We start from the raw sequence: 22,048 nt of genomic DNA, 5'->3' as shown, positions 1-22,048 counted from the left end.
TTCTACGAACCCCGGACCCCACGCCTCGCTTGACGAAAGACATAGAGGCACCCCCCCGATTTCGTTACTGCCCGGCGCGGAACGCGCGTTGACCAGCCGCAGCGCGACTGGCGTACCGGAAGGGGAGGGCAAGCAACCGGCCCACCGTGCCCTTGGCCGGGGCGGTGCTGCCGGGCAGCACCGCCCGTGCTCCGGCCGGACACCTGGTCAAAGCTCCGCGCGACCCGTACGACGAGAGCGGGAACGGCTGAGCCCGGCACCGGTTCGGACGCCCGGCAGGGGCGGGTGCTCGGCAGGGGCGGGTGCTCGGCAGGGGCGGGTGCCCTGTGCGGCACCCGCCCCCTCCCCTCACTGCCGCCGTGTCACACGGCCGCGGGCTGCGGCGCCGGAGTCGCCAGCCGGCCCGTACGGTGCAGGCCGTACAGGGCGGCCGCGCAGGCGCCGCCCAGCGCGCACAGCGAGATCCAGGGCAGCGCGGGCATCCCCGCCGCGCGGGCGGCGTCGAGTGCCGCGCCGGTCAGCAGGTTCCCGAGCGTGATACCGATCCCGCAGATCGTGTTGTAGAGCCCGTAGTGCGTGGCGACGAGACGGTCACCGGCGAGCCGGACGATCGTGTCCATTTCGAACGGGTACGCGATCATCGTGCCGACGGCCAGCAGCAGCGCGGCGAGCGTCGGCGGCACCGCGGCCAGTAGCCACAGCCCCACACCGGACTCCGGGACGGGCACGGCGGTGGCCGCCAGCAGCGGCACGAACGCCAGGCCCATCACGGCCAGCCCCCGGATCAGCGACTGCCCCGGCTCGTACCGGGCCTTGCACCAGGCCGTCACCCTCGTCTGCCCGAGGATCGTGCTCAGCCCGGAGACCGCGAACAGCACCGCCACCGCCGCCGTACCGAACTCGCCGTCGCCGCCGAGCCGGCGCACCTCCAGCGGCAGCGACAGATAGACCTGGAAGGTGAGGACGTACGAGCCGATCATGGCGCCGGAGAAGAGCAGGAACGGCCGGTTGGCGAGGATGCCCCGCCACTGGGCGAGCACGCTCTCGCGGCCCTGCTCGGCCGGCTCCTCGCGGTCCTGAGCCCCGCGGGTGGGCAGGGCACGGATCTGCACGACGGACAGCAGCGCGAAGATCCCGGCCGACACCAGGCAGGTGATCCGGAAGTCCACCCCGGTCAGCACCATGCCCACGAGGGGCCCGAGCAGGATGCCCGCCTGATAGAAGACGTTGAACAGAGCGAACGCCTCGACCCTGCGCTCCCCCGCGTCCGCCGCGAGATAGGCCCGTACCGCCGGGTTGAACAACGCGCCCGCGAGACCGGTCGCGGCCGACGCGGCGAGCAGCGCGGCCAGCGAGTCCACCAGCCCGAGCGTCGCGAAGCCCACGGTGCGCAGCACGCACCCGGCGACGATCAGCGGCTTGTAGCCGAGCCGGTCGGCCAGCGTCCCGCCGACGAGGAACATGCCCTGCTGGCTGAAGTTCCGTATGCCCAGGACGAGTCCGACCAGCCAGCCGGCCAGACCGAGCGTTCCGGACAGGTGAGCGGCCAGGTACGGCATCAGCATGTAGAAGCCGAGGTTGATGGTGAACTGGTTCACCATCAACAGCTGGACGCTGCGCTCGTACGACCGCAGCTGTGCGAGAGTCCCCTTCACTTGCCCTCCTCCTCCGAGGGCGCACGCAGGACGAGCGGGTCGACGACATCGGTGCACCGGGTCCAGCGGGCGACCTCCCTCTCGTCGGCTCGGCCGATGAGCTCCGGCTCCGGGGGCGGCGGCACATCCAGAAGCCCGTGCCGGGCGCAGTACTCGTCGTCGTACACCGTGCCGAGGTAGCGCTGCGGCCCGTCGGGGAAGATCGCCGCGATGCGCGCGTCGGCGGGCATGGTGCGGGCCAGCCAGCCCGCCACGAGCGCCACGGCACCCACGCTCCAGCCGCCGGTGGCGTAGTGGGATGCCGCCAGCTTCCGGCAGGCCCATACCGCCTCGTGCGGGGCGACCCAGTGGACCTCGCTGAAGCAGTCGTACGCCACGTTGCGCGGATAGATGCTGGAGCCGAGGCCACGCATCACCCGGGTACGGGCGGGCTGGCCGAAGATGGTCGAGCCGATGGTGTCGACGCCGACGATCGTGATCTCCGGGTAGAGCTGCCGCAGCACCCGGCCGACGCCCGCGGAGTGCCCGCCGGTGCCCACACTGCACACGAGGACGTCGATGTGCCCCAGCTCGGAGGCGAGTTCGAGGGCCAGCGGGGTGTACGCGGCGGTGTTGTCGGGGTTGTTGTACTGGTCGGGGCACCAGGAACCCGGGTGTTCCCGAAGCAGTTCGACGACCCGGTCGCGCCGCGCCTGCTGCCAGCCACCCGTGGGGTGGGGCTCGTCGACGATGTCGACATGGGCGCCGTAGACACCGAGCAGCCGCGTCATGGACGGTTCAAGGCCGGGGTCGGTGACCAGGGTGACGGGGTGGCCGTGCACCAGTCCGGCCAGGGCGAGGCCCAGGCCGAGGGTGCCGCTGGTGGACTCGATGATCCGTCCGCCAGGACGCAGATCCCCGCGGGCGCGGGCCCGTTCGACCATGTAGAGACCCGGCCGGTCCTTGATGCCGCCGGGGTTGAAGCCCTCCAGCTTCGCCCAGAACCCGCGGCCCGCCGGGGCCAGGGGCTCCGACACGCGCAGCAGCGGGGTGTTCCCGACCAGCGCCGACAAGGCGGAACGGTTGGGTGCGACAGGGGTGTTCGTGGTCGGGGCCGTGGCCGTGGCCGTGGCCGTGGCGGTGTTCGTGTCCGTGCTCGTGCTCGTGCTCGTGCTCATGGTCGTGCTCGTGTTCGTGTTCGTGCTCATGGTCATGTTCGTGTTCGTCAGGGAGTGCATTTCCGTTCGCTCTCGCTCGATGAATGCGGGGGCCTGCGTGGGCGTGCTCGTCTCGCGCCACGGCCCCGGGGCGGCAGGTCGGTCGGACCTGCCCGTCGGCGGGTGGGCGCGGCAGCCGGTGCGGTCGGCTGCGGGCGAGAGGTCTAGATCCGCCAGCGTGAGGTGCGAACGAGCGCCATCCGTCCCGTGCGTGCTCTGCGGCGTCCGCACAGCCGACACGGACGACGCCTCACGGTCGTGAGAACACCGGAGAGGGGCACCGCCCCCGTGGCGGCGGGTGGTTGCTCGGCCACGGCGGTCGTCGTACGGAGGGCTCCGTCCGCCGCGCACTCGTCCCCGCCGTGATGGCGATGGGAACCATGTGGTGCCTCATCGCCCGCCACGGCGACGGTGGTTGCGGGGGCGATGGGCGTGGACGTCGGCACAGCGGACGGGGTCGGCGCATGTCTGTCGTCGGAGGAGGGGCCGTGTGCGAGGGCGCACAGGCCGATCACCGCGAGCAGGGTGCTGCTCACGAGAGCCATCAGCCGACGCAGTCGGCGCGATGCGGTGAGGGTTCCGTGGGTGGTGCGTGCGGGCATGCGGGTAGGGGTCGGCAACAGGTTCTCCGGGCGCCGCGCTCCAGGGCACCACGGCGGGAGCCATGGCGCCCGGCGGCAGCGGGCATGAGTCGGGCGTGTACGGCAAACGGTCCTGCTGTCCGTCGGACGCGGGCTCGGACCCGGACCCGAACTCGGGCTCAGGCTCGGACCGGGCTCAGGCTCGGACCGGGCTCAAACCCGGGAATCGGACCCGAACGTCGGCCTCGGACGCGCGACGGAACAGTGGGAGTAGAGGAGTTCGCCGGGCTCTAGACCTGCTGGACGACCGCTGCTCTGAGGCTTCCTGACGACGAGACGGAGCGCTCGGGCTCGGTGAGGCTCCGGTGCACCGTGACTCGCCGGGGGCTGACCGGTTCGCCAACCGACACTGCGAAGCACGGCTGGGTGAGGGCCGGGCCCTGGTAGGCCTGTCCGGCGGCGCAGTGCTCGGCCGGATGTGACGGGGCATGGTCGCCGTGGCGTTCGTCCTTGGCGGTCGGAGGCATCAAGCCGTGTGCGTCCGTCGCGCCGTGGGCCTTCTCGGCCGCTCCGTCGGCAGGCGCCGCCGCGCTGGTCACCAGCTGTCCCGCGATGCCGTCGGGGCTCGCTCCGTGCGTGAGGACGACGCCCAACAGCAGCGCGGCGAGAGCCAGCAGACGCAACAGCGGACCCGCACCGGAGCGGGACCGCGCCATGCGCAGAGGTAAGCAAGCCGTGACCACGCCGTGATCCTAACGGGCCCTCGGACACGGATCCGCCCATGCCAGGAAACCTCACGGCAACAAGCCACGCACATGACCGATTTGCTTCGGCGAGCACTCGTGCGCCGCTGGGCGGGCTGAGCGGCCTCGTTCCGGGCGCCCACACGACAGGTGAGGGCCGACCCCGGCCGGGGCTCCCGGGATCGGCGCGTGGATCGGCGCCGCTCGACGTCACCCCGTCCTCCGCCCCCACCGGGTGTCCATGCGCCGCCACTCCTCGTCCCACTGCGCCATGCGCCGCTGCTCCAGCCGCTCGCGTACGCCGTACGCGCAGGCCCATACGGCCCCGCCCGAGAAGGCCGCGGCCATCGTGCCCAGCAGGGCCGCCTCCACCCGCGCGTCGCCGGGGTCGAGCGGCCGCGCCGTCAGGACGCCGTGCCGGTCGGTCCAGACGGTGACGCGGGTGCCGGGCCGGGTGCCGGGCGCCACCTGGGTGCGGCCCGTGTGCTCCACGCCGCCCGTTGACCTCCAGCGGACGGTGACCCAGGCCAGGTCGTCGTCCGCCACGCGCCGGGACGCCGCGGCCTTGCTGTCGACGGCGTTCCTGGCGTTCTCGACGACCGTGGCGGCCACCGCGCGGCGTTCGGCCCGCTGCCCTTCGAAGGTGTGGTCCGCGGACTCGGCAGCCGTCGCTCCGACCAGGGCACCGCCGACCACGGCCAGCACCCAGGCCACCAGCAGCACCCACGCCTCCACGAGGTCGCTGCCTCGTCTCAGCGGGTTGCGGCGCCATCGCCACAGTCCCGCGCGGGTGAGGGCTCTCTTTTCCTGCGACTGCGTCATCGGCCGACACCCCCTACGAGCACCAACCGCCGCCCATTTTCCCGCCACCCGCTTCCCAGTGTGCGCCGCCCGCGCCCACCGCGCTTCCGCGCCCGGGATCGACTCCGGACCGCGACGGCCCGGTCACCGTGCGTCCGACTCCAAACGGGTGCCCTCGGGTGTGCCCTTCGCCCCGGCCGTAGCGGCACCCCGCAGCATGATCGTCCGGGACACCGCGAACGTCACCGGAACCGCCGCTCCGGAGGCGAGCAGCGGGGCGAGCCGATGGCCGGCGTGCAGGACACCGGCCATCAGGTAGACGCCCGCTGTCGTGATCAGGAAGCTGGTGGCGTTGGTCAGGGGGAACAGCAGGAATTTCCGCCAGGTCGGGCGCGTGCGGTAGGTGAACCGCGCGTTCAGGAAGAACGATCCCGTCATGCTCAGGGCGAAGGCGAGAAGGTGGGCCGCGAGATACGGCAGGCGCATGAGGAACAGCAGGTAAAGGCCGTAATAGGTCGCGGTGTTCACCACACCGACCAGGGCGAAGGCCAGGATCTGGCCCGAGATGGGGCGCGCCGGTGCGGGGCGGGCTTTGGGAGGGTTCGGCGTGCATGAGGCCGTGGTGTGTGTGGCCGTGGTGTGTGTGGCCGCGCGCATCAGCGAATGAGACCCCTCGTCGTGCTGCACGGCCTGCGGCCCTCCGTCTGTTCCCCGTTGGTCGCCTTCAGCAGGAAGTGCGGGCGCCCCCTCACCTCGTAGCAGATCCGGCCGGTGTACTCCCCGATGCTAACGACCTCGCCCTCCGTGCCGAACCCGCCCGAAATTCGGGAGAAGATCCGTACTCGACAAGGCCGTTAGCATCGGGGCATGCGCTTTGGTCGTAGCCATGACAACCTGCCCGACTTACCTCGCGATCCGCGAGCCGACGAGTATCCGATGCCGTCCGTCCCGTACGGCTGGTACGCCGTGCTCCGCAGCGCCGAGCTGCGGCCGGGCCGGGTCGTCAGCCTGCACTACTTCGGACGTGCCCTCATCGCCTTCCGCGGAGCGGACGGCCGGCCCGCGGTACGGGACGCGCACTGTCCGCACTACGGCGCGCACCTGGGAGCCGGCGGGAAAGTCGTGGACGGCACCGTGGAGTGCCCGTTCCACGGCTGGCGCTTCGGTGCGGACGGCCGGTGCGTGGAGGCACCGTTCGCGGTCCGGACCCCCAAGGTGGCCATCGGCGGCTTCCCGGTCCGTGAGCACAGCGGGCTCGTGTTCGTCCACACCGGGCCGGGTGAGCCGTCGTGGGAGGTACCCGACATCCCCGAGACGGGATCCAGGGACTTCACCGAACCCATCGACGACACCTGCCGGGCGCGCATCCACATCCAGGAGATGCGCGAGAACATCGTGGACGAGTCCCACTTCCACTTCATCCACGGTCAGAGCGAGCCACCTGTCCAGGACCTGCGGACGGACGGTCCGTTCGCCGAGGTCCGCGGCCGGATCCGCCGGCGCGTGTTCGGCTGGGACATCGACAACACCTTCGACGCGTTCATGTACGGGCCTGGCGTCATGGTGGTCCGCGCCCACGGCCCCGTGCTGTCGGTGACCGCCGTCGCCCTCACCACCCCCGTCGACGACCGCACGAGCGAGATGCGGATGCTGTACTACGTCCGCAAGCCGTCCCGCCTCCCGCTCCTGGCTCCCGCGCTCAAGCTGGTCTTCCGCGCGGAAGCCCTGAACGAGGTGCGCGAGGAGGTCCGGATCTGGGACCACAAGATCCACCAGGCTCGCCCCGTCCTGCTTCCGCACGAGAAGGGGATCAGGGCGCTGCGCCGCTGGTACGCCCAGTTCTATCCAGCCCCAGCCCCAGCCCCGCATGAGGGTGCCGAGAGCCCGCTGCGCTCCTAGCCGCGGGACCGGTCCGTCACGGCAGTGGCCGTATCGCCTCATGGAACGCGGTGTTGACCGCCAGCAGACCGCCGTCCACACACAGGGTCGTCCCCGTGATCCAGGCCGCGTCCCGTGAGGCGAGGAACGCGACCGCCGCCGCGATGTCCTCCGGCTCGCCGACCCGCCCCAGCGGGTAGACCCGCGCCACCGAGTCGAGCTCGGCGGCGCGGCCCTCCCACGCCGAGGTGCGGACCGTGCCCGGCGCCACCAGGTTGACGCGGACCCCGCGCGGCGCCGCGTGCCCGGCGAGGGTACGGGTCAGCGACATCAGCCCGGCCTTCGCGGCGCTGTAGGCGTGGTTGCCGAAGTCCTGGATGCCGTTCACGGAACCGATGGTGACGATCGCGCCGCGCCCCGAGGCCACCAGGTGCGGGAGCGCCGCGCGACAGCAGCGGTACGCGCCGGTCAGAGTGAGGTCGAGGTCGCGCTCCCACACCTCATCGGGCCCGTCCTCGAAGAGCGGGACGTCGGGCGTGCAGCGGGCCGCGCTGTTGACCAGCACGTCGAGCGAGCCGAAGGCGTCCACGGCGTACGCGACGGCCGCCTCCACCGACGACCGGTCGCCCACGTCACACCCGTACGCCTCGGCCGTCAGCCCGCGCTCGCGCAGGTCCGCGGCCGTCTTCTCCGCCGCGTCCAGATCCAGGTCGGTGACGAGCACGCGGGCGCCCTCCGCGCCCAGCCGCCGGGCGGTGGCCGCGCCGATACCGCGGGCCGCGCCCGTGATGAGGACCCCGTACCCTTCGAAGCGCTTCATCGGGCTGTCCGGAGGGGCCTGATGCCCCCTCGGATGCGCCGGATGCGTCGGATCCATCGGGTTCATGGGGTTCATGGGGTTCATGGGCCGAACGTACTTGCTCGGCGTCCGCCGGACGGTGGTCAGCGGTACCCCGTCGCGTCCGCCGGCTTGTCCGCGTCCTGGACCTCGACGATGTAGCGCCAGGCGTCGGGGCGGCTGCCGTCGAGGTCGGTGAAGCCGTACACCTGGGCGAGGCCACCGCTGGAGAGCGACTCACCGTTCCAGCGCGCGACGTCCGGGTCCGCGGCCAGGGCCGTGACGGCCCGGCCGACATAGCGCGGGGTCTCGGAGATGCAGAAGTGGGGGACCCGCTCCAGGGCGTCCCGCCAGGTGTCCTCGGTGACACCGAAGCCCTCCAGCATGATCTCCGAGCGGAGCCAACCGGGAGTGAGGGCCACGGCGGTGGCGCCGCGCGGGCCGAGTTCGTGCCCCAGGGAGAAACCCATGCGCAGGACGGACGACTTGGCGAGGTCGTAGAAGAAGGAGTTGCGGTAGGTGCCGCGGTTGTACTCGGCGGTGCCGTCGGTCATCTCCACCACCAGGCCGCCGGGCCGGCGCAGCAGCAGGGGCAGGGCGTGGTGGAGGGTGATCGCGTGCGTCTCGACGGCGAGCCGCAGCAGCCGCAGGCCCTTGTCGAGATCGTGTTCCCAGACGGGGGTGTCCCACGCGAAGAGCAGTTCGCCGCCCCAGATGTCGTTGACGAGGACGTCCAGGCGCCCCTGTTCGTCGGCGATACGGTCCACGAGTGCCCGGACGCGGTCCGGGTCCAGGTGGTCGGTGGGTACGGCGATCCCGTGCCCGCCCGCCGCGGTGACGAGGTCGGCGGTGTCCTCGATGGTCTCCGGCCGGTCGTACTCCGAGCGCCGTTCGCGGGTGCTGCGGCCGGTGACGTACACGGTGGCCCCGGCGGCCCCCAGTTCCACGGCGATCCCGCGCCCGGCCCCGCGCGTCGCCCCCGCGACCAGTGCGACCCTGCCCTGCAACAGCCCTGCCATGTACGACCTCCAGTGTCTGTGAACCGCCACCCTGGCGAACACCGGCTCCGGAACCGGTGTCTCTTCGAGGGTGTCGTGGAAACTGGACACCTTCTGTCGGCTTTCCCGACAGCTTCGGCTTTCCCGACAGCTTCGGGTTTCCCGACAGCTTCGGGTTTCCTGGCGGCTTCGGAGTTTCCTGGAGCCGTGCCGGTGGTCGGGGAGGGCCGGGGCCGGGCCGCCATGCCTTCGCGGCGGCCCGGCCCCGGCCCGTCAGTCGTACGCCTCGTCCGCCTCGTCCGCCTCGTCCGCGGGTCGGTCAGTGCCCGCGGGCAATCCACGCGTCGAGGTGGGGTGCCTCGGCGCCGATCGTCGTGGACTCGCCGTGTCCGGTGCGGACGACCGTCTCGGGCGGGAGCACGAGCAGCCGGTCGCGGATCGAGTCGATGATCGTCGGGAAGTGGGAGTACGAGCGTCCGGTGGCGCCCGGACCGCCCTGGAAGAGGGTGTCACCGGTGAAGACGGTGCCCAGTCCGGGGGCGTGGAGGCAGACGGCGCCCGGGGCGTGGCCCGGGGTGTGCAGGACGGTGAGTTCGGTGCCGGCCACCTCGATGACCTGGCCGTCGGCCAGCCGGTTGTCGGGGAGGCGGTCGGGGTGGGTCTGCTTCCACAGCGGCAGGTCGTCGGGGTGGAGCCAGATCGTGGCGCCGGTGCGCTCGGCCAGGGCGGGCGCGGCGTCGATGTGGTCGTTGTGGGCGTGGGTGCACACGATGGCCAGCAACCGCCGGTCCCCCAACGCCTCGGCGATGGCGTCCGCGTCGTGGGCGGCGTCGATGACGATCGCCTCGCGGTCGTCGCCGACGATCCACACGTTGTTGTCGACGTCCCAGTGGCCGCCGTCGAGCGTGAACTGGCCGGAGGTGACGAGGTGTTCGATGCGTGCGTCGGTCACAGCGTCACCACCGAGCGCAGGACGTCACCGGCGTGCATCCGCTCGAACGCCTTCTCCACCTCGTCGAGCTGGATGGTCTCCGTCACGAACGCCTCCAGGTCCAGACGGCCCTGGAGGTACAGGTTGATCAGCATCGGGAAGTCGCGGTCCGGCAGACAGTCGCCGTACCAGGACGACTTCAGGGCACCGCCGCGTCCGAAGACGTCCAGCAGCGGCAGTTCCAGCTTCATCTCGGGTGTCGGTACACCGACCAGGACGACCGTGCCGGCCAGGTCGCGGGCGTAGAACGCCTGCTGGTACGTCTCCGGGCGGCCGACCGCCTCGATGACGACATCGGCGCCGAAGCCGCCGGTCAGCTCGCGGATGGCCTCGACGGGGTCGGTCTCGCGGGAGTTGACGGTGTGCGTGGCGCCGATGTTCTTGGCGGTGGTCAGCTTCCGGTCGTCGATGTCGACGGCGATGATCTTCTCGGCGCCGGCCAGCCGGGACCCGGCGATGGCGGCGTCGCCGACGCCGCCGCAGCCGATGACGGCGACGCTGTCGCCGCGGCCCACGTTGCCGGTGTTGATGGCGGCGCCGATGCCGGCCATCACGCCGCAGCCGAGCAGTCCGGCCACCGCCGGTGAGGCGGCCGGGTCGACCTTGGTGCACTGTCCGGCCGCGACGAGCGTCTTCTCCGCGAAGGCGCCGATGCCCAGGGCCGGGGACAGTTCCTGACCCGTCGAGGAGAGGGTCATCTTCTGCTCGGCGTTGTGCGTGGCGAAGCAGTACCAGGGCCGTCCGCGCCGGCATGCGCGGCAGGTGCCGCACACGGCACGCCAGTTGAGGATCACGAAGTCTCCGGGCGCGACGTCGGTGACGCCGTCGCCGACCGACTCCACGACGCCGGCCGCCTCATGGCCGAGCAGGAAGGGGAAGTCGTCGTTGATGCCGCCCTGCTTGTAGTGCAGGTCGGTGTGGCACACGCCGCAGGCCTGCACCTTCACCACGGCCTCGCCCGGACCGGGATCCGGTACGAGGATCGTCTCGATCCGCACCGGCTCGTTCCTGCCCGGTGCGATCACCCCGCGTACTTCCTGCGCCATGGTGGGCCCTTCCGTCGGTCGGTGGTTCGCTACCGACCCTACGCGTGACTGATCGGTAGGGGATGTGACTCAACGGCGGACGGCCGGGGAACGGCGGCGGAGGGCTGGGGAACGGCCGCTGGAGAGGCCCGCGAGGAAACGGCCCCGTTCGCAAAACCGCTACGGCCGCGCCCCCTGCCCCACGTAACCTGATCGCTCCGCCCCACTCCCTCGCGAGGAGCGACGTGAGCGCACAGGAGACAGAGACCGAGCAGCAGCCCGCGTGGCGGCTGCTGCTCGGGTACGTACGACCGCACCGGTGGACACTGCTGCTGGGCGCGCTGCTGGCGCTCGCCACGGGCGCCAGCGGGCTGGCGCTGCCGCTGGTGGCACGGGAGTTGATCGACGACCTGTCGCACGACCGGCCCATCACCGGGGCGCTGCTCCTCATGTCGGGACTGGTGATCGCCAACGCGGCCATCGGCGCGCTGGGGGCGTACGTACTGCGGCGCACCGCCGAGTCCGTGGTGCTCGGGGCGCGGCGCACCCTGTCGTCGTATCTGCTGCGGCTGCGGATAGCCGCCGTGGACCGGAGTGAGCCGGGCGATCTCATGGCCCGCATCACCTCGGACACCACGCTCCTGCGCGAGGTCACGACGGACTCGCTGGTGGGCCTCGGCACCGGCGGGCTCACGCTCGTCGCGACCGTCGTCATGATGGGTCTGGTCGACCCGGTGCTGCTCGCGGTCACCGTCGGCGTGATCCTGGTAGCGGGCACCGTGCTCGGCGTGATCGTGCCGCGCATCAACCGGGCCAGCCGTGAGGCGCAGAACGCCGTCGGCGCGATGGGCGCCTCCCTGGAGCGGATCCTCGGCGCGCTGCGCACCATCAAGGCGTCCGGTGCCGAGCATCGCGAGGAGGAGAGGATCCACGAGGCGGCCGAGGAGTCGTGGCGGCAGAGCGTGCGGGCCGCCAAGTGGTCGGCGGCGGCGGGCAACACGGCCGGTCTTTCGATGCAGATCGCCTTCATCACCGTGCTCGCGGTGGGCGGGGGCCGGGTCGCGACGGGCGCGATCGACGTGGGCACCCTGGTGGCGTTCCTGCTGTTCGTCTTCTATCTGATGTCGCCGATCCAGCAGGTCGTCGGCGCCCTCACCCAGTACCAGACCGGGGCCGCCGCGCTCGCCCGCATCCAGGAGGCGCAGCGGCTGCCCGCCGAACCGGCCTCCCGGCCCGCGCCGTTGCCCTCCCCCGGCGCCGAGCCCGCCGCGCTCGCCTTCGAGGACGTCCGCTTCCGGTACGCCGAGGACCTGCCGTACGTCCACCACGGCGTGACCTTCGCGGTGCCGGCGCGGGGCATGACCGCGTTCGTGGGTCCGTCGGGCGCGGGCAAGACGACGGTGTTCTCCCTCATCGAGCGGTTCTACGACCCCGAGGCCGGCGTCATCACGCTCGACGGCCGTGATGTCACCGACTGGGAGCTGCCCCGGCTGCGGTCCGCGATCGGTTATGTGGAGCAGGACGCGCCCGTGCTGTCGGGCTCGCTGCGGGACAACCTGCTGCTGGGCAACCCGGACGCGGACGAGGGCGAGCTCACGCGCGTGCTGAAGACGACGCGCCTGGACGGACTGGTCGCGAAGCTTCCTCAGGGGCTTGAGACCCTCGTCGGGCATCGCGGCACCAAGCTCTCCGGTGGCGAGCGTCAGCGCGTCGCCATCGCCCGCGCCCTGCTGCGCCGCCCGCGTCTGCTGCTCCTCGACGAGGCGACCTCGCAGCTCGACGCGGTCAACGAGGCGGCGCTGCGGGACACGGTCGCCGATGTCGCCCGGACGACCACGGTGCTCGTCGTCGCGCACCGGCTGTCCACGGTGACGATGGCCGACCGCATCGTCGTCATGGACGCGGGCCGGGTACGGGCGGTCGGCACCCACCGGGAACTCGTGACCGCCGACCCGCTCTACGCCGAACTGGCGGCCACCCAGTTCCTCGCCACCGCCTGAACCGAAGCTCTTCCTTCACGTGGCGAACTCTTTCGGAAGCCGGGGGGACGCTTTCGGACGTGCGGCCCGTCGCACCGGACAGCGTCACGCGTACGCCGCCATACTGGCCGGTGTGCGGGTAGCGATCATGACGGCCGGTTCACGGGGCGACGTGGCCCCGTACACCGGACTGGGACACGGACTGGCGCGGGCGGGACATGACGTCACCCTGGTGACGCACGGGCGTTTCGAGCCGCTGGTGGAGGGGTCCGGGGTGCGGTTCCACGCGCTGCCCGTCGATCCCCGGGCCGAGTTGGAGTCGCAGCGCGGGCGCGGGCTGCACCGCAGCGCCACGGGTGCCGGAAAGCTGGTCCGCGTGGTGGAGATGGCCCGCAGGCTCGCCGGGCAGATGGCCGACGACGTCCTGGCCGCCGCCCGCATCAGTGATGTCCTGCTGCTGTCCGGAGCCCTCGGGCCGCTCGGGCATGCCGTCGCCGAGGGGTTGTCGCTGCCGAGCATGGGCGTGTACCTGCAACCGCTGGCTCCGACAAGGGAGTTCGCGCCACCGCTGACCGGCACCCGTTCCTGGGGCCCGGTGCTGAACCGGGCGGCCGGGCACGGTGTGACCCTGGCCGTGGAGCGGGTCTTCGCCGAGACGGTACGGGATCTGCGGGCCCGGCTCGGTCTGCCCCGGGCCGGTCTCGGGACCGTCCGCAAGGCCCATGAACGGCGGGGCTGGCCCGTGCTCCACGGTTTCAGCCCGCTGATGGTGTCCCGGCCCCGCGACTGGCGGGCCGGGCTGGACGTCGTCGGCTACTGGTGGCCGTACGACCGGGAAAGTCAACTGCCGCAGGAGCTGCGGGACTTCCTGGGCGCCGGGCCTCCCCCGGTCTTCGTGGGTCTGGGCAGCGCCACCGTGCCCGACGCCGAGCGGCTGAGCGGTCAGGTCGTACGGGCGCTGCGGGCGGCCGGGCTGCGCGGGGTGATCCAGCGGGGCTGGGGCGAACTGCGCGGTGACGGCGACGACATGCTCACCATCGGCGAGGTCCCCCACTCCCTGCTGTTCCCGCACATGGCGGCGGTGGTGCATCACGGAGGTGCGGGCACGACAGCGGCGGGGCTGCGCGCGGGCGTGCCGGCGGTGCCCGTGCCCGTCCAGTTCGACGAGGGCTTCTGGGCCGCCCGGCTCGTGGCGCTCGGAGTGGCACCCCGGGCCGTGCCGCTGCGCGGCCTCACCTCCGGGGCGCTGGCCGCGGCGCTGCGGGAGGCGACGGCCGACTCCTCGTACGGGCAGCGCGCACGAGCTCTCGCCGAGCACGTCCGTGGCGAGGACGCGGTGGCGCCGGTCCTCGCCGCGGTGCGGCGCGTCGCCGCCTCCGCGTGATCGCCTGCCGGTGGGTTCGGCCGCGCGTCAGGGCCCGGAGTCGGTGCGCCCGTCGCACACCTCCCACCCCGGCGGCCGGAGTATCCCGAGGAGCAGCCGGACGAGTTCGTCGACCACCTCGTCGAGGCTCGCGTCCACCCAGCCCGCCTGCCAGTCGTGCAGCAGGCCGTTGACGCTGCCGATGAAGGCGGCGGCCGCGATGCGGTAGTCACGCCGGGCCGCCTCGCCCCGTTCGGCGGCCGCGGCCGCCTCCGCGCAGATGAAGTCGACCCAGCGGGCGCGGCGTTCCAGGCGCTGCCGTTCCAGTCGCGGGCTGACGCCGTTGATCTCGATGAAGGTGATGCGCAGCCGGCGCGGGTCACCGGTGACGTTGGCGGCGTAGGCACGGAAGGCCGCCGTGGCACGCACGGTGACCGACTGTCCCCGCGCGGCGGCGAGCCCGGCCAGCGCGGCCTCCTCCGCCCAGTCGTTGACCTGGAGGTGAAGGGCGGCCAGGGCGTCCTCCAGGGTGTGGAACTGCTCGTAGAACTGACGGGTCGACAGACCCGCCGCCTCACTCAGGCCCGCCACGGTCGCGCCACGGAACCCCGGGCTGTCGCCGAAGAGCTGGAGAGCGGCGTCGAGGAAGCGTCGGCGTCTTTCTGCCTGGCGCTCCTCGGCGGACCTGCCCCCGTAACGACCGGTCGGCTGCTTGAGCCTGCCCGTCACCCCGTTCCCCTCTCACGCGCGACGGCCCTCGGATCCGGTTCGGCGCCGTCGCTCAATTTTGTCGTGTCCGCGCTCTTGTGTTGACCACCGCCCCTTCCTTACTTTCCAGTAAGTTCATTCTGAAAGGCGGCGTGTTCAGACTCCACGCCGCCATGAGCCGCCTTGCTGTGACCCCCACCGAGCAGGAGGAACGACCCATGCCCGCCTCCGGAACGCGTCGTATGAGAACCCGTCACCTGTGCGCGGTCGCCGCCGCCCTCGCCCTGACCGCGGGGGCCACGGCGTCCGCGTCGGCCGCCCCGGCCGCGTCCGCCGATCTGCGGGAGGTGATGTTCGTGGGCAACAACTGGGACGGCACCGCCGACGTCATCAGGTCCTCGGGCGACTTCGCCAAGATCGGCCGGGTCAACGTGATCCCGGACAAGGACGAGCGGATGGCGGAGATCAACGCCGATCCGATCAAGTGGATCGCCTTCATGACCATCCGCAGCAGCGTGGGCGAGGGCCACGACCAGTTCGTCGACGACATGTACTCCACCCCCGACGGCACGTCGATGGTGGTCTCCCGCCCGAGCTTCGCCGACGTGGTCTCGATCGACCTGGCCTCGGGCGACATCAACTGGCGCTTCCCGGTGTCGGGTTTCCGCGCCGACCACATGGCGGTCTCCCCCGACGGCAAGCGGGTCGCCGTCTCGGCCTCCACCTCCAACACCGTGCACGTGCTGGACATCAACACGGGCAAACAGGTGGGTTCGTTCGCCACGGGCGACAAGCCGCACGAGAACATCTTCACCAGCGACGGCAAGTACATCTGGAACATGGCGATCGGCGACGTCACCACGGCGCTCGACGAACCGTGGCTGGACTGGACGAAGGGCGACCGCAAGATCACCGTCGTCGACGCGTCCACGTTCAAGCAGGTCAAGGTCATCGACATGCGGGAGCGGCTCAACGCGATCGGTCTCTCCGACTACTCGGACGCGGTCCGCCCGGCCACGTTCAGCCCGGACGAGTCGAAGCTGTACTTCCAGGTGTCGTTCTTCAACGGCTTCTTCGAGTACGACGTCGCCACGGACAAGATCACCCGTACCAAGGAGCTGCCGAAGAACCCGGCGACCAGCACGGACCGCACCACCTGGGTCAACGACTCACGCCACCACGGCATATCGATGAAGCCCGACGGCACGAAGCTGTGCGTCGCGGGCACGATGGACGACTACGCGGTCGTCGTCGACCGCGCCACCCTCCAGGAGGGCCCGCTCGTCACCGCCTCCAAGCCGTACTGGGCGACCGTGAGCGGTGACGGCAAGTCCTGCGTGGTCTCCGAGAGCGGCGCCGACCAGGTCACGGCGATCGACTTCGCCACCGGCAAGAAGACGGTGTCCGTGGCGGTCGGCGACCACCCCCAGCGTGTCCGGCTGGCGCACGTGCCTGCCAACTGGACGGGACCGGCCGCCGACTGATCCACCTCCGCCTCGGAGCGGCCTACTGGTTGAACTCCGAGGCCGTCCACGACGACAGCTCCGTCCGTGCCGCGCTCAGCAGCGACTCGGACGGGGCTGTCGCGCCGTTGGTGACCAGGGCGTAGTGCAGCGTGCCCGAGTCGGCGGCGGTGAGCAGCAGCCGGCGGCTGCCGGTGCCGCCGGGCTCGGCCGCGGTGGCGATCGGGGTGGTGCGGGTGTACGCGGGCGGGTTCGCCGTCGTGCCGAGGTCGGAGACCACGGTGGTCGACGCGTTCGGGAAGGACGCCGGGAGGTGCAGTTCCGTCGGCTCGGAGCTGCCGTCGGAGCGCCACACCAGCAGCGCGTACTGGCCCGAGCCCACGAGCTGCTTGACGTTCGGCAGGGAGTTCGGCACCGGGTTCCAGGTCAGCGTCGTGGAGCCGTCCCGTGACCGGTCCTCATAGGTGAACGCGACCGAGCGGCCCGCGGTGGCGCTCGGGTAGACGCGGTCCAGCAACCGTGCGTCCTGGCGCAGTACGGCCTTGCCCGAGTCGTCGAGGCGTACCGCGGACAGGTCCTCGCCGTTCCAGGCGTCGCCCTCGGTCTGCGCCTTGTCCGGGTTGTCGTTCATCAGCTCGCGGTGGCGGCCGTTGTAGATGTCCCACTGCCACTGGGAGCCCGACAGGACGGGGCCGGAACCCGCCGGGTCCGACCACCAGTTCGCTCCCTTCACCCGGGAGTCGAGGGCTTGGTACATGGCCTTGTAGACCGTCGGCGCCTTGTCGGAGACGGACCCGGTGAGCGGGTGCCCGAACTCGCTGATGATGCCGGCCGTCCCGGCGGCGGACGCCCGGTCGCGCACCGTGCCGAAGTCGCCGGCGTACTGGCCGTCCTCCGCCTTGCCCCACATGAAGACGCCGGAGATGGCCTTCTGGTCGTAGAAGTGGGTGTTGAAGACGAAGCGCGGGCCCATCGTGCCCGCGTCGAGCAGTCCGCCCTCCTGCTTCTGGAAGTCGAGGTTGGCGTTCCAGAAGAGGTTCGGTTCGACGAAGGCCGGCTTGGCCTGCCAGCCCGCCGCGTCCATACGGGAGCGGAACTTGACGTAGAACGACCACAGGACGTCCTTCTCCCACGCCCGGCTGGTCTGGCCCGAGTCGTAGGTGCCCGCGTGCGGCTCGTTCCACGGGTCGAAGCCGACGACGCCCGCGAACTGGGTCGCCGTGAGGTTCTGCTTGACGTACGCCATCGTCTTCTGGGCGGTGTCGAGGAAGGCGTCCTGGAGGCCGTACTCGTTGTGCCAGAAGTCGTACGTCGCCTGCTTCACGGCCTCGTTGGAGGTGATGTTCTGACCCCAGAACGGGCAGATTCCGCAGTACTCGTCGGGGTAGTCGCCGAGGTCGACCGCCCACTTGGGGGCGCCGTCGCCGGTGTACCAGCTGTCCGGGTCGAACAGCCAGCGGGAGTAGAGGTCCTGGTGGAAGTCGGGATACACGCGGATGCCCGCGTCCAGGAACGCGCGCATCTGGTCGGTCGCGGCGGCCAGGTAGGCCGTGTCGACCTGGCCGCGCACGGGCTCCGCGTACGCCCAGGAGAGCAGGAAGCGGACCGAGTTGCCGCCGCCGAGCGCCCTCAGCGCGGTCGCGGACTTCCTGGCGTCCGCGACCGAGGCGAAGGGCAGTCCGTTGTTCTCCTTCAGTTTCGTCTCGCCGGAGACGTTGTAGCCGCGCAGGACGACCTCGCGGCCGAGACCGTCGGTGAAGCGGCCGTTCTCGACGGTGAGGGTGGCCGCGGCGGGGGCGTCGAACCAGAGTTCGTCGGGGAGAGCGGTGGCGGGCTGGGAGCCCGCCGTGGACAGGAGGCCGGTGACGAGGACGAGGACACCGAGCCAACGCGTACGCATTCTTGACATGGACACCACATTCGACATGGCCCCTACCGTCGCAACGACCACGCGAGGCGTCAAGACTATCTGACTCGCGAGTAAGTACCTTATGGCTAAGGCGAGTTGCTTGCCGTCGCTTATCCGGTCAGGTAGCCACCCGCCTGGTCAGGTTCAGCAGGTACTCCCCCCGGTCGAGCGGGTTGTGGTCGGTACGCGGCCGCTCCGGTACGGCACCGGGAACGACGGGGGCGTAGTGGTCGAAGACGGACTCCAGCTCGCCCTCACCGCGCGTGAGCCCCGGCAGCCGCTGCTCCAGTCCGTGCACCTGCGCGGCCGGCACCCACCCCTCCAGCACGGCCACCGGGCCAAGCGTCCTGGTGGACCGCGGCACGGCGCGCAGCTTCGCCAGCACGGGCAGGATCGCGCCGAGCGTGTCCGCCGGGACGTCCAGCCGGAAGCGGTGCAGCGGCTCGTGCACACGGGTGCCGGCCCGCAGCAGCGCGGTCGTCAGCACCAGCGGGGTGAGTCCGCGGAAGTCCGCGCCCGTGCTCGACATGCTCTTGTCGAACCTCTGGTGGGCGTGGCTCTGCCGGGGTGAGTAGCCGGAGTGCGTCATGGTGACCGTGCAGTCGGGGATCTGCCAGCCGTGAACTCCCTGGGTCAGCGTCTCGCGCACGGTGTCCTCGACCGCCTTGAAGAACGCGTACGGCATCGACCCGAGTTCGACCTCCAGCCGGAACTCCACCCCGGAGCCGACGGGCGCCGGATCGACGCGCAGTCCGACCGTCGCGAGAAAGGGGTTCCCGTCCTTCTTGTTGAACTCGACGGCCGCACCGGTGCCGGTCAGCCGCTCGACGCAGAGGGGTGTGGTCTCACGGAAGGTGACGTCGAGACCGAACGCGTCGGCCAGGGTGGCCTGGATGACCTCCTTCTGCACCTCGCCGTAGAGCGACACGGAGATCTCCTGGCGGATTCCGTCGTGCCGCAGATTGATCAGCGGGTCCTGTTCGGCGAGCTGGGTGAGCGCGGTGTGCAGGGCGCCCTTGTCGCGGGAACGCACGGGAACGACGACCGTTTCCAGGGTCGGCGGTGCGAAATGGTGCTCGTCGGTTCCTTTGCGGGGAACACCGATGGCGTCCCCGATCCGGACGTCGGCAAGGCCCCGCAGTCTCGCGATCCGCCCCGCCGCGACGGCCGCCGCCCGGACGGCCGAGCCGCGCTCGAACACGTCGATCGCGGTGACCCTGCCCTCCGGTTCGCCGTCCCGGAAGGTGATGCGCTCCCGCGTCCGCAGGGTGCCGGAGAACATGCGTACGTACGCGATCTTCTCCCCCGCCGCCCCGCGTTCGACCTTGAAGACGGTGCCGGAGAGCGGCCCCTCCGCGTCACCCTTGGCGCACGGGAGCAACTGGCGGACGCCCGCGACGAGTTCCCCGATGCCCGCGCCCGTGATGGCGGAGCCGAAGAACACCGGGTGGACCAGGGCCTGCGCGGTCTGCGCGGCCAGTTCGGTGTGCAGGCGGTCGTACGGGACGGTCACCTCGTCGTCGACGTACGCGGCGAGCAGTCCGTCGTCGTGCTCGGCGAGCAGTTCGAGGAGCCGGGGCCGGTAGCCGTCGAAGGGCGTGAAGCGGGCGTCTCGGGACCCCGCCTGGCCCACCTCACCCATGGCGACGACCGCCGGGGTCAGCCGTGCGGAGACGTTCCGGAGGACTTCCCCGGGGCGCGCTCCACGGCGGTCGATCTTGTTGACGAAGATCAGCGTGGGGATGCGCAGCCGCTGCAACGTCCGCATCAGGACGCGGGTCTGCGCCTGGACGCCCTCGACGGCCGAGACGACGAGCACGGCGCCGTCGAGCACACCGAGCACCCGCTCCACCTCGGCGATGAAATCCGGATGGCCGGGCGTGTCGATCAGATTGACCGTCACGTCGTCGATCTCGAAGGAGACGACGGCGGACTTGATCGTGATACCGCGCCGCTGTTCCAGCGCGAGGGAATCGGTCTGGGTGTTCCCGTCATCGACGCTGCCGATCTCGTCGATGACACCGACGGCGTGCAGAAGCCGTTCGGTCAGGCTGGTCTTACCTGCGTCGATGTGCGCGAGAATTCCCAGGTTGAGCATGTGCACCGAGCGTCATGTCCTTTGGAGTGAGGGGGATTTCCTGTCGGGTGGACATGAACGCAGGACGCATGGCGGCTCCTCACTCTCTGGGATCACCGGGATCTCGGGGATCTCCGGTTCCTGGACCTCCGGGACCTCCGGGGTCTCGTTCCGTGCAGTGGATCAGAGGGCTTCGCCTGGCCGCAACGGATTAACAGTCAACGGTGTTGCGTGAAACCCCTGTGACGGAAGCGTTGACGTGGTCATGCACAGGTCCTATCTTCTGGCCGAGCTTACGAACCACGTTCGAAATACCGGCAGCAGTCGGTGAACCCCGCCCCCAGGGAGAAGCCCGTGAGACCTGCGCTCACCCGTCGAACGGTCCTCGGCATGATCGCCGGCTCGGCCGCCGCCACCACCGTCACCGGTGTCTCGGCCGGTACCGCCCGCGCCGCCGTCCCCGCCTCGCCCGGAGTGACGTACACGAACTCCATCGCCGAGCAGCGGGCCGATCCGCACATCTGGAAGCACACCGACGGCTACTACTACTTCACGGCCACGGTGCCCGCGTACGACCGGATCGTGCTGCGCCGCGCCACCACGATCCAGGGCCTGGCCTCGGCCGCCGAGACCACCATCTGGACCAGGCACGCGACCGGTGAGATGGGCGCCCACATCTGGGCCCCGGAGATCCACTTCATCGACGGCAAGTGGTACGTCTACTTCGCCGCCGGCGCCACGAACGACGTCTGGAAGATCCGGCCGTACGTGCTGGAGTGCGCCGCCGCCAACCCGATCACCGGTGCGTGGACCGAGAAGGGCCGTATCGCGCTGCCGCTCGACACCTTCTCCCTGGACGCGACGACGTTCGTGGTGAACGGGTCGCGCTACCTGTGCTGGGCACAGAACGACCCGGCCGTCGGCAGCGGCACCAACCTCTACCTGGCGAGGCTGTCGAACCCCTGGACCATCACGGGCACTCCGGTCAGGATCAGCACGCCGACCGCCTCGTGGGAGACCATCGGCCACCGCGTCAACGAGGGCCCGGCCGTGATCCAGCGGAACGGCAAGGTCTTCATGACCTTCTCGGCGAGCGCCACCGACGCCAACTACTGCATGGGCCTGCTGACCGCGTCCGCCTCCGCCAACCTGCTCAACGCCTCGTCGTGGGCGAAGACCGCGAACCCGGTCTTCGCGAGCAACGCCGCCACCAGCCAGTACGGTCCCGGGCACAACTCGTTCACGGTGTCCGAGGACGGCAGGTCGGACGTCCTCGTCTACCACGACCGCGGTTACAAGGACATCAGCGGGGACCCACTCAACGACCCCAACCGCCGCACCCGCGTCCAGAAGCTGTACTGGAAGGCCGACGGCACGCCCGACTTCGGCATCCCGGTCGCCGACGGCCCCACCCCGGTCCGGCTGTCGTCGTACAACTTCCCCGACCGGTTCATCCGGCACTGGGAGTACCGCGCCCGGATCGAGGCGGGCGTCTCCCCGCTGGCCGACTCGCAGTTCCGCGTGGTCACCGGTCTCGCGGGCAGTGGCACCGTCTCGCTGGAGTCGGCGAACTTCCCCGGCTCCTACCTGCGGCACAAGAACTTCGAGGTGTGGGTGGAGAAGGACGACGGGACGGCGCAGTTCCGCGGCGACGCCTCGTTCACCGCGCGGGCCGGCCTCGCGGACTCCGCCGGGGTCTCGTACGAGTCGTACAACTACCCGGGCCGCTACATCCGCCACTACGACTACCTGCTGGGCGTCCAGGCCCTGAGCACGGCGACCGACCGGGCCGACGCCACCTTCTACACCCAGTGAGCCGGGCACAAGCCGTACCGCCCGCACT

Annotated in this window: 18 protein-coding genes and 1 pseudogene; 5 read left to right on the top strand and 14 right to left on the bottom strand. The window is 71.0% G+C overall.

The genetic code is table 11. The features are described from left to right. Nucleotides 1–362: 362 nt before the first annotated feature. The 7 genes and pseudogenes from IE262_RS36800 to IE262_RS40750 form a co-directional block, all read right to left on the bottom strand. Complete coding sequence (locus tag IE262_RS36800) at nt 363–1,655, bottom strand: MFS transporter (RefSeq protein ID WP_189879873.1); 1,293 nt, start codon at nt 1,653–1,655, stop codon at nt 363–365. Beyond that, nucleotides 1,652–2,812, bottom strand: coding sequence for a PLP-dependent cysteine synthase family protein (locus IE262_RS36795; RefSeq protein WP_189879884.1), 1,161 nt, complete (start codon nt 2,810–2,812; stop codon nt 1,652–1,654). Before IE262_RS36795 ends, IE262_RS36800 begins: the two co-directional genes overlap by 4 nt. A 203-nt stretch (nt 2,813–3,015) precedes the next feature. Next, complete coding sequence (locus tag IE262_RS36790; RefSeq protein WP_189879870.1) at nt 3,016–3,453, bottom strand: hypothetical protein; 438 nt, start codon at nt 3,451–3,453, stop codon at nt 3,016–3,018. Between the two features lie 269 nt (nt 3,454–3,722). Further along, nucleotides 3,723–4,148 (bottom strand): hypothetical protein, encoded by a 426-nt coding sequence (locus tag IE262_RS36785; RefSeq protein WP_134042275.1) that lies wholly within the window; start codon nt 4,146–4,148, stop codon nt 3,723–3,725. A gap of 237 nt (nt 4,149–4,385) precedes the next feature. After that, nucleotides 4,386–4,997 carry an Rv1733c family protein gene (locus IE262_RS36780; RefSeq protein ID WP_189879868.1) on the bottom strand — a complete coding sequence of 204 codons (612 nt, stop codon included), beginning with the start codon at nt 4,995–4,997 and terminating at the stop codon, nt 4,386–4,388. Between the two features lie 123 nt (nt 4,998–5,120). Then, the gene (locus IE262_RS36775; protein WP_189879866.1) at nt 5,121–5,633 is read right to left on the bottom strand and encodes a GtrA family protein; all 513 of its coding nucleotides are present in this window, start codon (nt 5,631–5,633) and stop codon (nt 5,121–5,123) included. Further along, a pseudogene (locus IE262_RS40750) lies at nt 5,633–5,761 on the bottom strand (glycosyltransferase); the annotation flags it as partial. The pseudogene IE262_RS40750 and the gene IE262_RS36775, both read right to left, overlap by 1 nt. An 82-nt stretch (nt 5,762–5,843) precedes the next feature. Between IE262_RS40750 and IE262_RS36770 the strand changes: the two are divergent. After that, nucleotides 5,844–6,875: a Rieske 2Fe-2S domain-containing protein gene (locus IE262_RS36770; RefSeq protein ID WP_229877885.1), complete on the top strand. Its 1,032-nt coding sequence runs from the start codon at nt 5,844–5,846 to the stop codon at nt 6,873–6,875. Nucleotides 6,876–6,891: 16 nt separating this feature from the next. Here IE262_RS36770 and IE262_RS36765 read toward each other — a convergent pair whose 3' ends face one another. The 4 genes from IE262_RS36765 to IE262_RS36750 all read right to left on the bottom strand — a co-directional run bounded on the left by IE262_RS36765 (nt 6,892) and on the right by IE262_RS36750 (nt 10,727). Beyond that, entirely contained in the window at nt 6,892–7,674 is a 783-nt protein-coding gene (locus IE262_RS36765; RefSeq protein WP_189879864.1) for an SDR family NAD(P)-dependent oxidoreductase, read from the bottom strand. 122 nt (nt 7,675–7,796) lie between these two features. After that, nucleotides 7,797–8,711 (bottom strand): SDR family oxidoreductase, encoded by a 915-nt coding sequence (locus IE262_RS36760; RefSeq protein WP_134042284.1) that lies wholly within the window; start codon nt 8,709–8,711, stop codon nt 7,797–7,799. Between the two features lie 298 nt (nt 8,712–9,009). Further along, the gene (locus IE262_RS36755; RefSeq protein WP_189879862.1) at nt 9,010–9,642 is read right to left on the bottom strand and encodes an MBL fold metallo-hydrolase; all 633 of its coding nucleotides are present in this window, start codon (nt 9,640–9,642) and stop codon (nt 9,010–9,012) included. Continuing rightward, nucleotides 9,639–10,727, bottom strand: a complete 1,089-nt coding sequence (locus IE262_RS36750; RefSeq protein WP_134042288.1) for an S-(hydroxymethyl)mycothiol dehydrogenase — start codon at nt 10,725–10,727, stop codon at nt 9,639–9,641. The genes IE262_RS36755 and IE262_RS36750 overlap by 4 nt, the downstream gene beginning before the upstream one ends. A 224-nt stretch (nt 10,728–10,951) precedes the next feature. Here IE262_RS36750 and IE262_RS36745 point away from each other — a divergent pair, with 224 nt between their 5' ends. Together IE262_RS36745 and IE262_RS36740 are read left to right on the top strand one after the other, a co-directional pair. Continuing rightward, nucleotides 10,952–12,706: an ABC transporter ATP-binding protein gene (locus IE262_RS36745; protein WP_134042291.1), complete on the top strand. Its 1,755-nt coding sequence runs from the start codon at nt 10,952–10,954 to the stop codon at nt 12,704–12,706. A 127-nt stretch (nt 12,707–12,833) separates the two neighbouring features. Beyond that, on the top strand, nt 12,834–14,069 hold the full coding sequence (locus tag IE262_RS36740; protein WP_189879882.1) for a glycosyltransferase: 1,236 nt from the start codon (nt 12,834–12,836) through the stop codon (nt 14,067–14,069). 27 nt (nt 14,070–14,096) lie between these two features. Here IE262_RS36740 and IE262_RS36735 read toward each other — a convergent pair whose 3' ends face one another. Beyond that, nucleotides 14,097–14,777, bottom strand: a complete 681-nt coding sequence (locus IE262_RS36735) for a TetR/AcrR family transcriptional regulator (RefSeq protein ID WP_189879860.1) — start codon at nt 14,775–14,777, stop codon at nt 14,097–14,099. A 197-nt stretch (nt 14,778–14,974) separates the two neighbouring features. Here IE262_RS36735 and IE262_RS36730 point away from each other — a divergent pair, with 197 nt between their 5' ends. Next, nucleotides 14,975–16,240, top strand: coding sequence for a YncE family protein (locus tag IE262_RS36730; protein WP_189879881.1), 1,266 nt, complete (start codon nt 14,975–14,977; stop codon nt 16,238–16,240). Between the two features lie 22 nt (nt 16,241–16,262). Here IE262_RS36730 and IE262_RS36725 read toward each other — a convergent pair whose 3' ends face one another. Then, nucleotides 16,263–18,119 (bottom strand): cellulase family glycosylhydrolase, encoded by a 1,857-nt coding sequence (locus tag IE262_RS36725; protein WP_373305224.1) that lies wholly within the window; start codon nt 18,117–18,119, stop codon nt 16,263–16,265. A 127-nt stretch (nt 18,120–18,246) separates the two neighbouring features. Continuing rightward, complete coding sequence (locus IE262_RS36720) at nt 18,247–20,226, bottom strand: elongation factor G (RefSeq protein ID WP_229877883.1); 1,980 nt, start codon at nt 20,224–20,226, stop codon at nt 18,247–18,249. 369 nt (nt 20,227–20,595) lie between these two features. On the opposite strand from IE262_RS36720, the gene IE262_RS36715 reads away from it, so the two are divergent. Then, nucleotides 20,596–22,020, top strand: a complete 1,425-nt coding sequence (locus IE262_RS36715; protein ID WP_189879880.1) for a family 43 glycosylhydrolase — start codon at nt 20,596–20,598, stop codon at nt 22,018–22,020. The last annotated feature ends 28 nt before the right edge of the window (nt 22,021–22,048 follow it).

The organism is Streptomyces bluensis (assembly GCF_014650715.1).
Taxonomy (GTDB): Bacteria; Actinomycetota; Actinomycetes; order Streptomycetales; family Streptomycetaceae; genus Streptomyces; species Streptomyces bluensis.
This window is presented reverse-complemented; position numbering and strand designations above follow the sequence as displayed.

Bases quoted from the DNA above. Each gene is read 5' to 3' on its own strand.
- IE262_RS36795 (WP_189879884.1), bottom strand. From the start codon at position 2,812: ATGAGCACGAGCACGAGCACGAGCACGGACACGAACACCGCCACGGCC.
- IE262_RS36790 (WP_189879870.1), bottom strand. From the start codon at position 3,453: ATGCCCGCACGCACCACCCACGGAACCCTCACCGCATCGCGCCGACTG.
- IE262_RS36785 (WP_134042275.1), bottom strand. From the start codon at position 4,148: ATGGCGCGGTCCCGCTCCGGTGCGGGTCCGCTGTTGCGTCTGCTGGCT.
- IE262_RS36780 (WP_189879868.1), bottom strand. From the start codon at position 4,997: ATGACGCAGTCGCAGGAAAAGAGAGCCCTCACCCGCGCGGGACTGTGG.
- IE262_RS36775 (WP_189879866.1), bottom strand. From the start codon at position 5,633: ATGCGCGCGGCCACACACACCACGGCCACACACACCACGGCCTCATGC.
- IE262_RS36770 (WP_229877885.1), top strand. From the start codon at position 5,844: ATGCGCTTTGGTCGTAGCCATGACAACCTGCCCGACTTACCTCGCGAT.
- IE262_RS36765 (WP_189879864.1), bottom strand. From the start codon at position 7,674: ATGAAGCGCTTCGAAGGGTACGGGGTCCTCATCACGGGCGCGGCCCGC.
- IE262_RS36760 (WP_134042284.1), bottom strand. From the start codon at position 8,711: ATGGCAGGGCTGTTGCAGGGCAGGGTCGCACTGGTCGCGGGGGCGACG.
- IE262_RS36750 (WP_134042288.1), bottom strand. From the start codon at position 10,727: ATGGCGCAGGAAGTACGCGGGGTGATCGCACCGGGCAGGAACGAGCCG.
- IE262_RS36740 (WP_189879882.1), top strand. From the start codon at position 12,834: ATGACGGCCGGTTCACGGGGCGACGTGGCCCCGTACACCGGACTGGGA.
- IE262_RS36730 (WP_189879881.1), top strand. From the start codon at position 14,975: ATGCCCGCCTCCGGAACGCGTCGTATGAGAACCCGTCACCTGTGCGCG.
- IE262_RS36725 (WP_373305224.1), bottom strand. From the start codon at position 18,119: ATGCGTACGCGTTGGCTCGGTGTCCTCGTCCTCGTCACCGGCCTCCTG.
- IE262_RS36720 (WP_229877883.1), bottom strand. From the start codon at position 20,226: ATGCTCAACCTGGGAATTCTCGCGCACATCGACGCAGGTAAGACCAGC.
- IE262_RS36715 (WP_189879880.1), top strand. From the start codon at position 20,596: ATGATCGCCGGCTCGGCCGCCGCCACCACCGTCACCGGTGTCTCGGCC.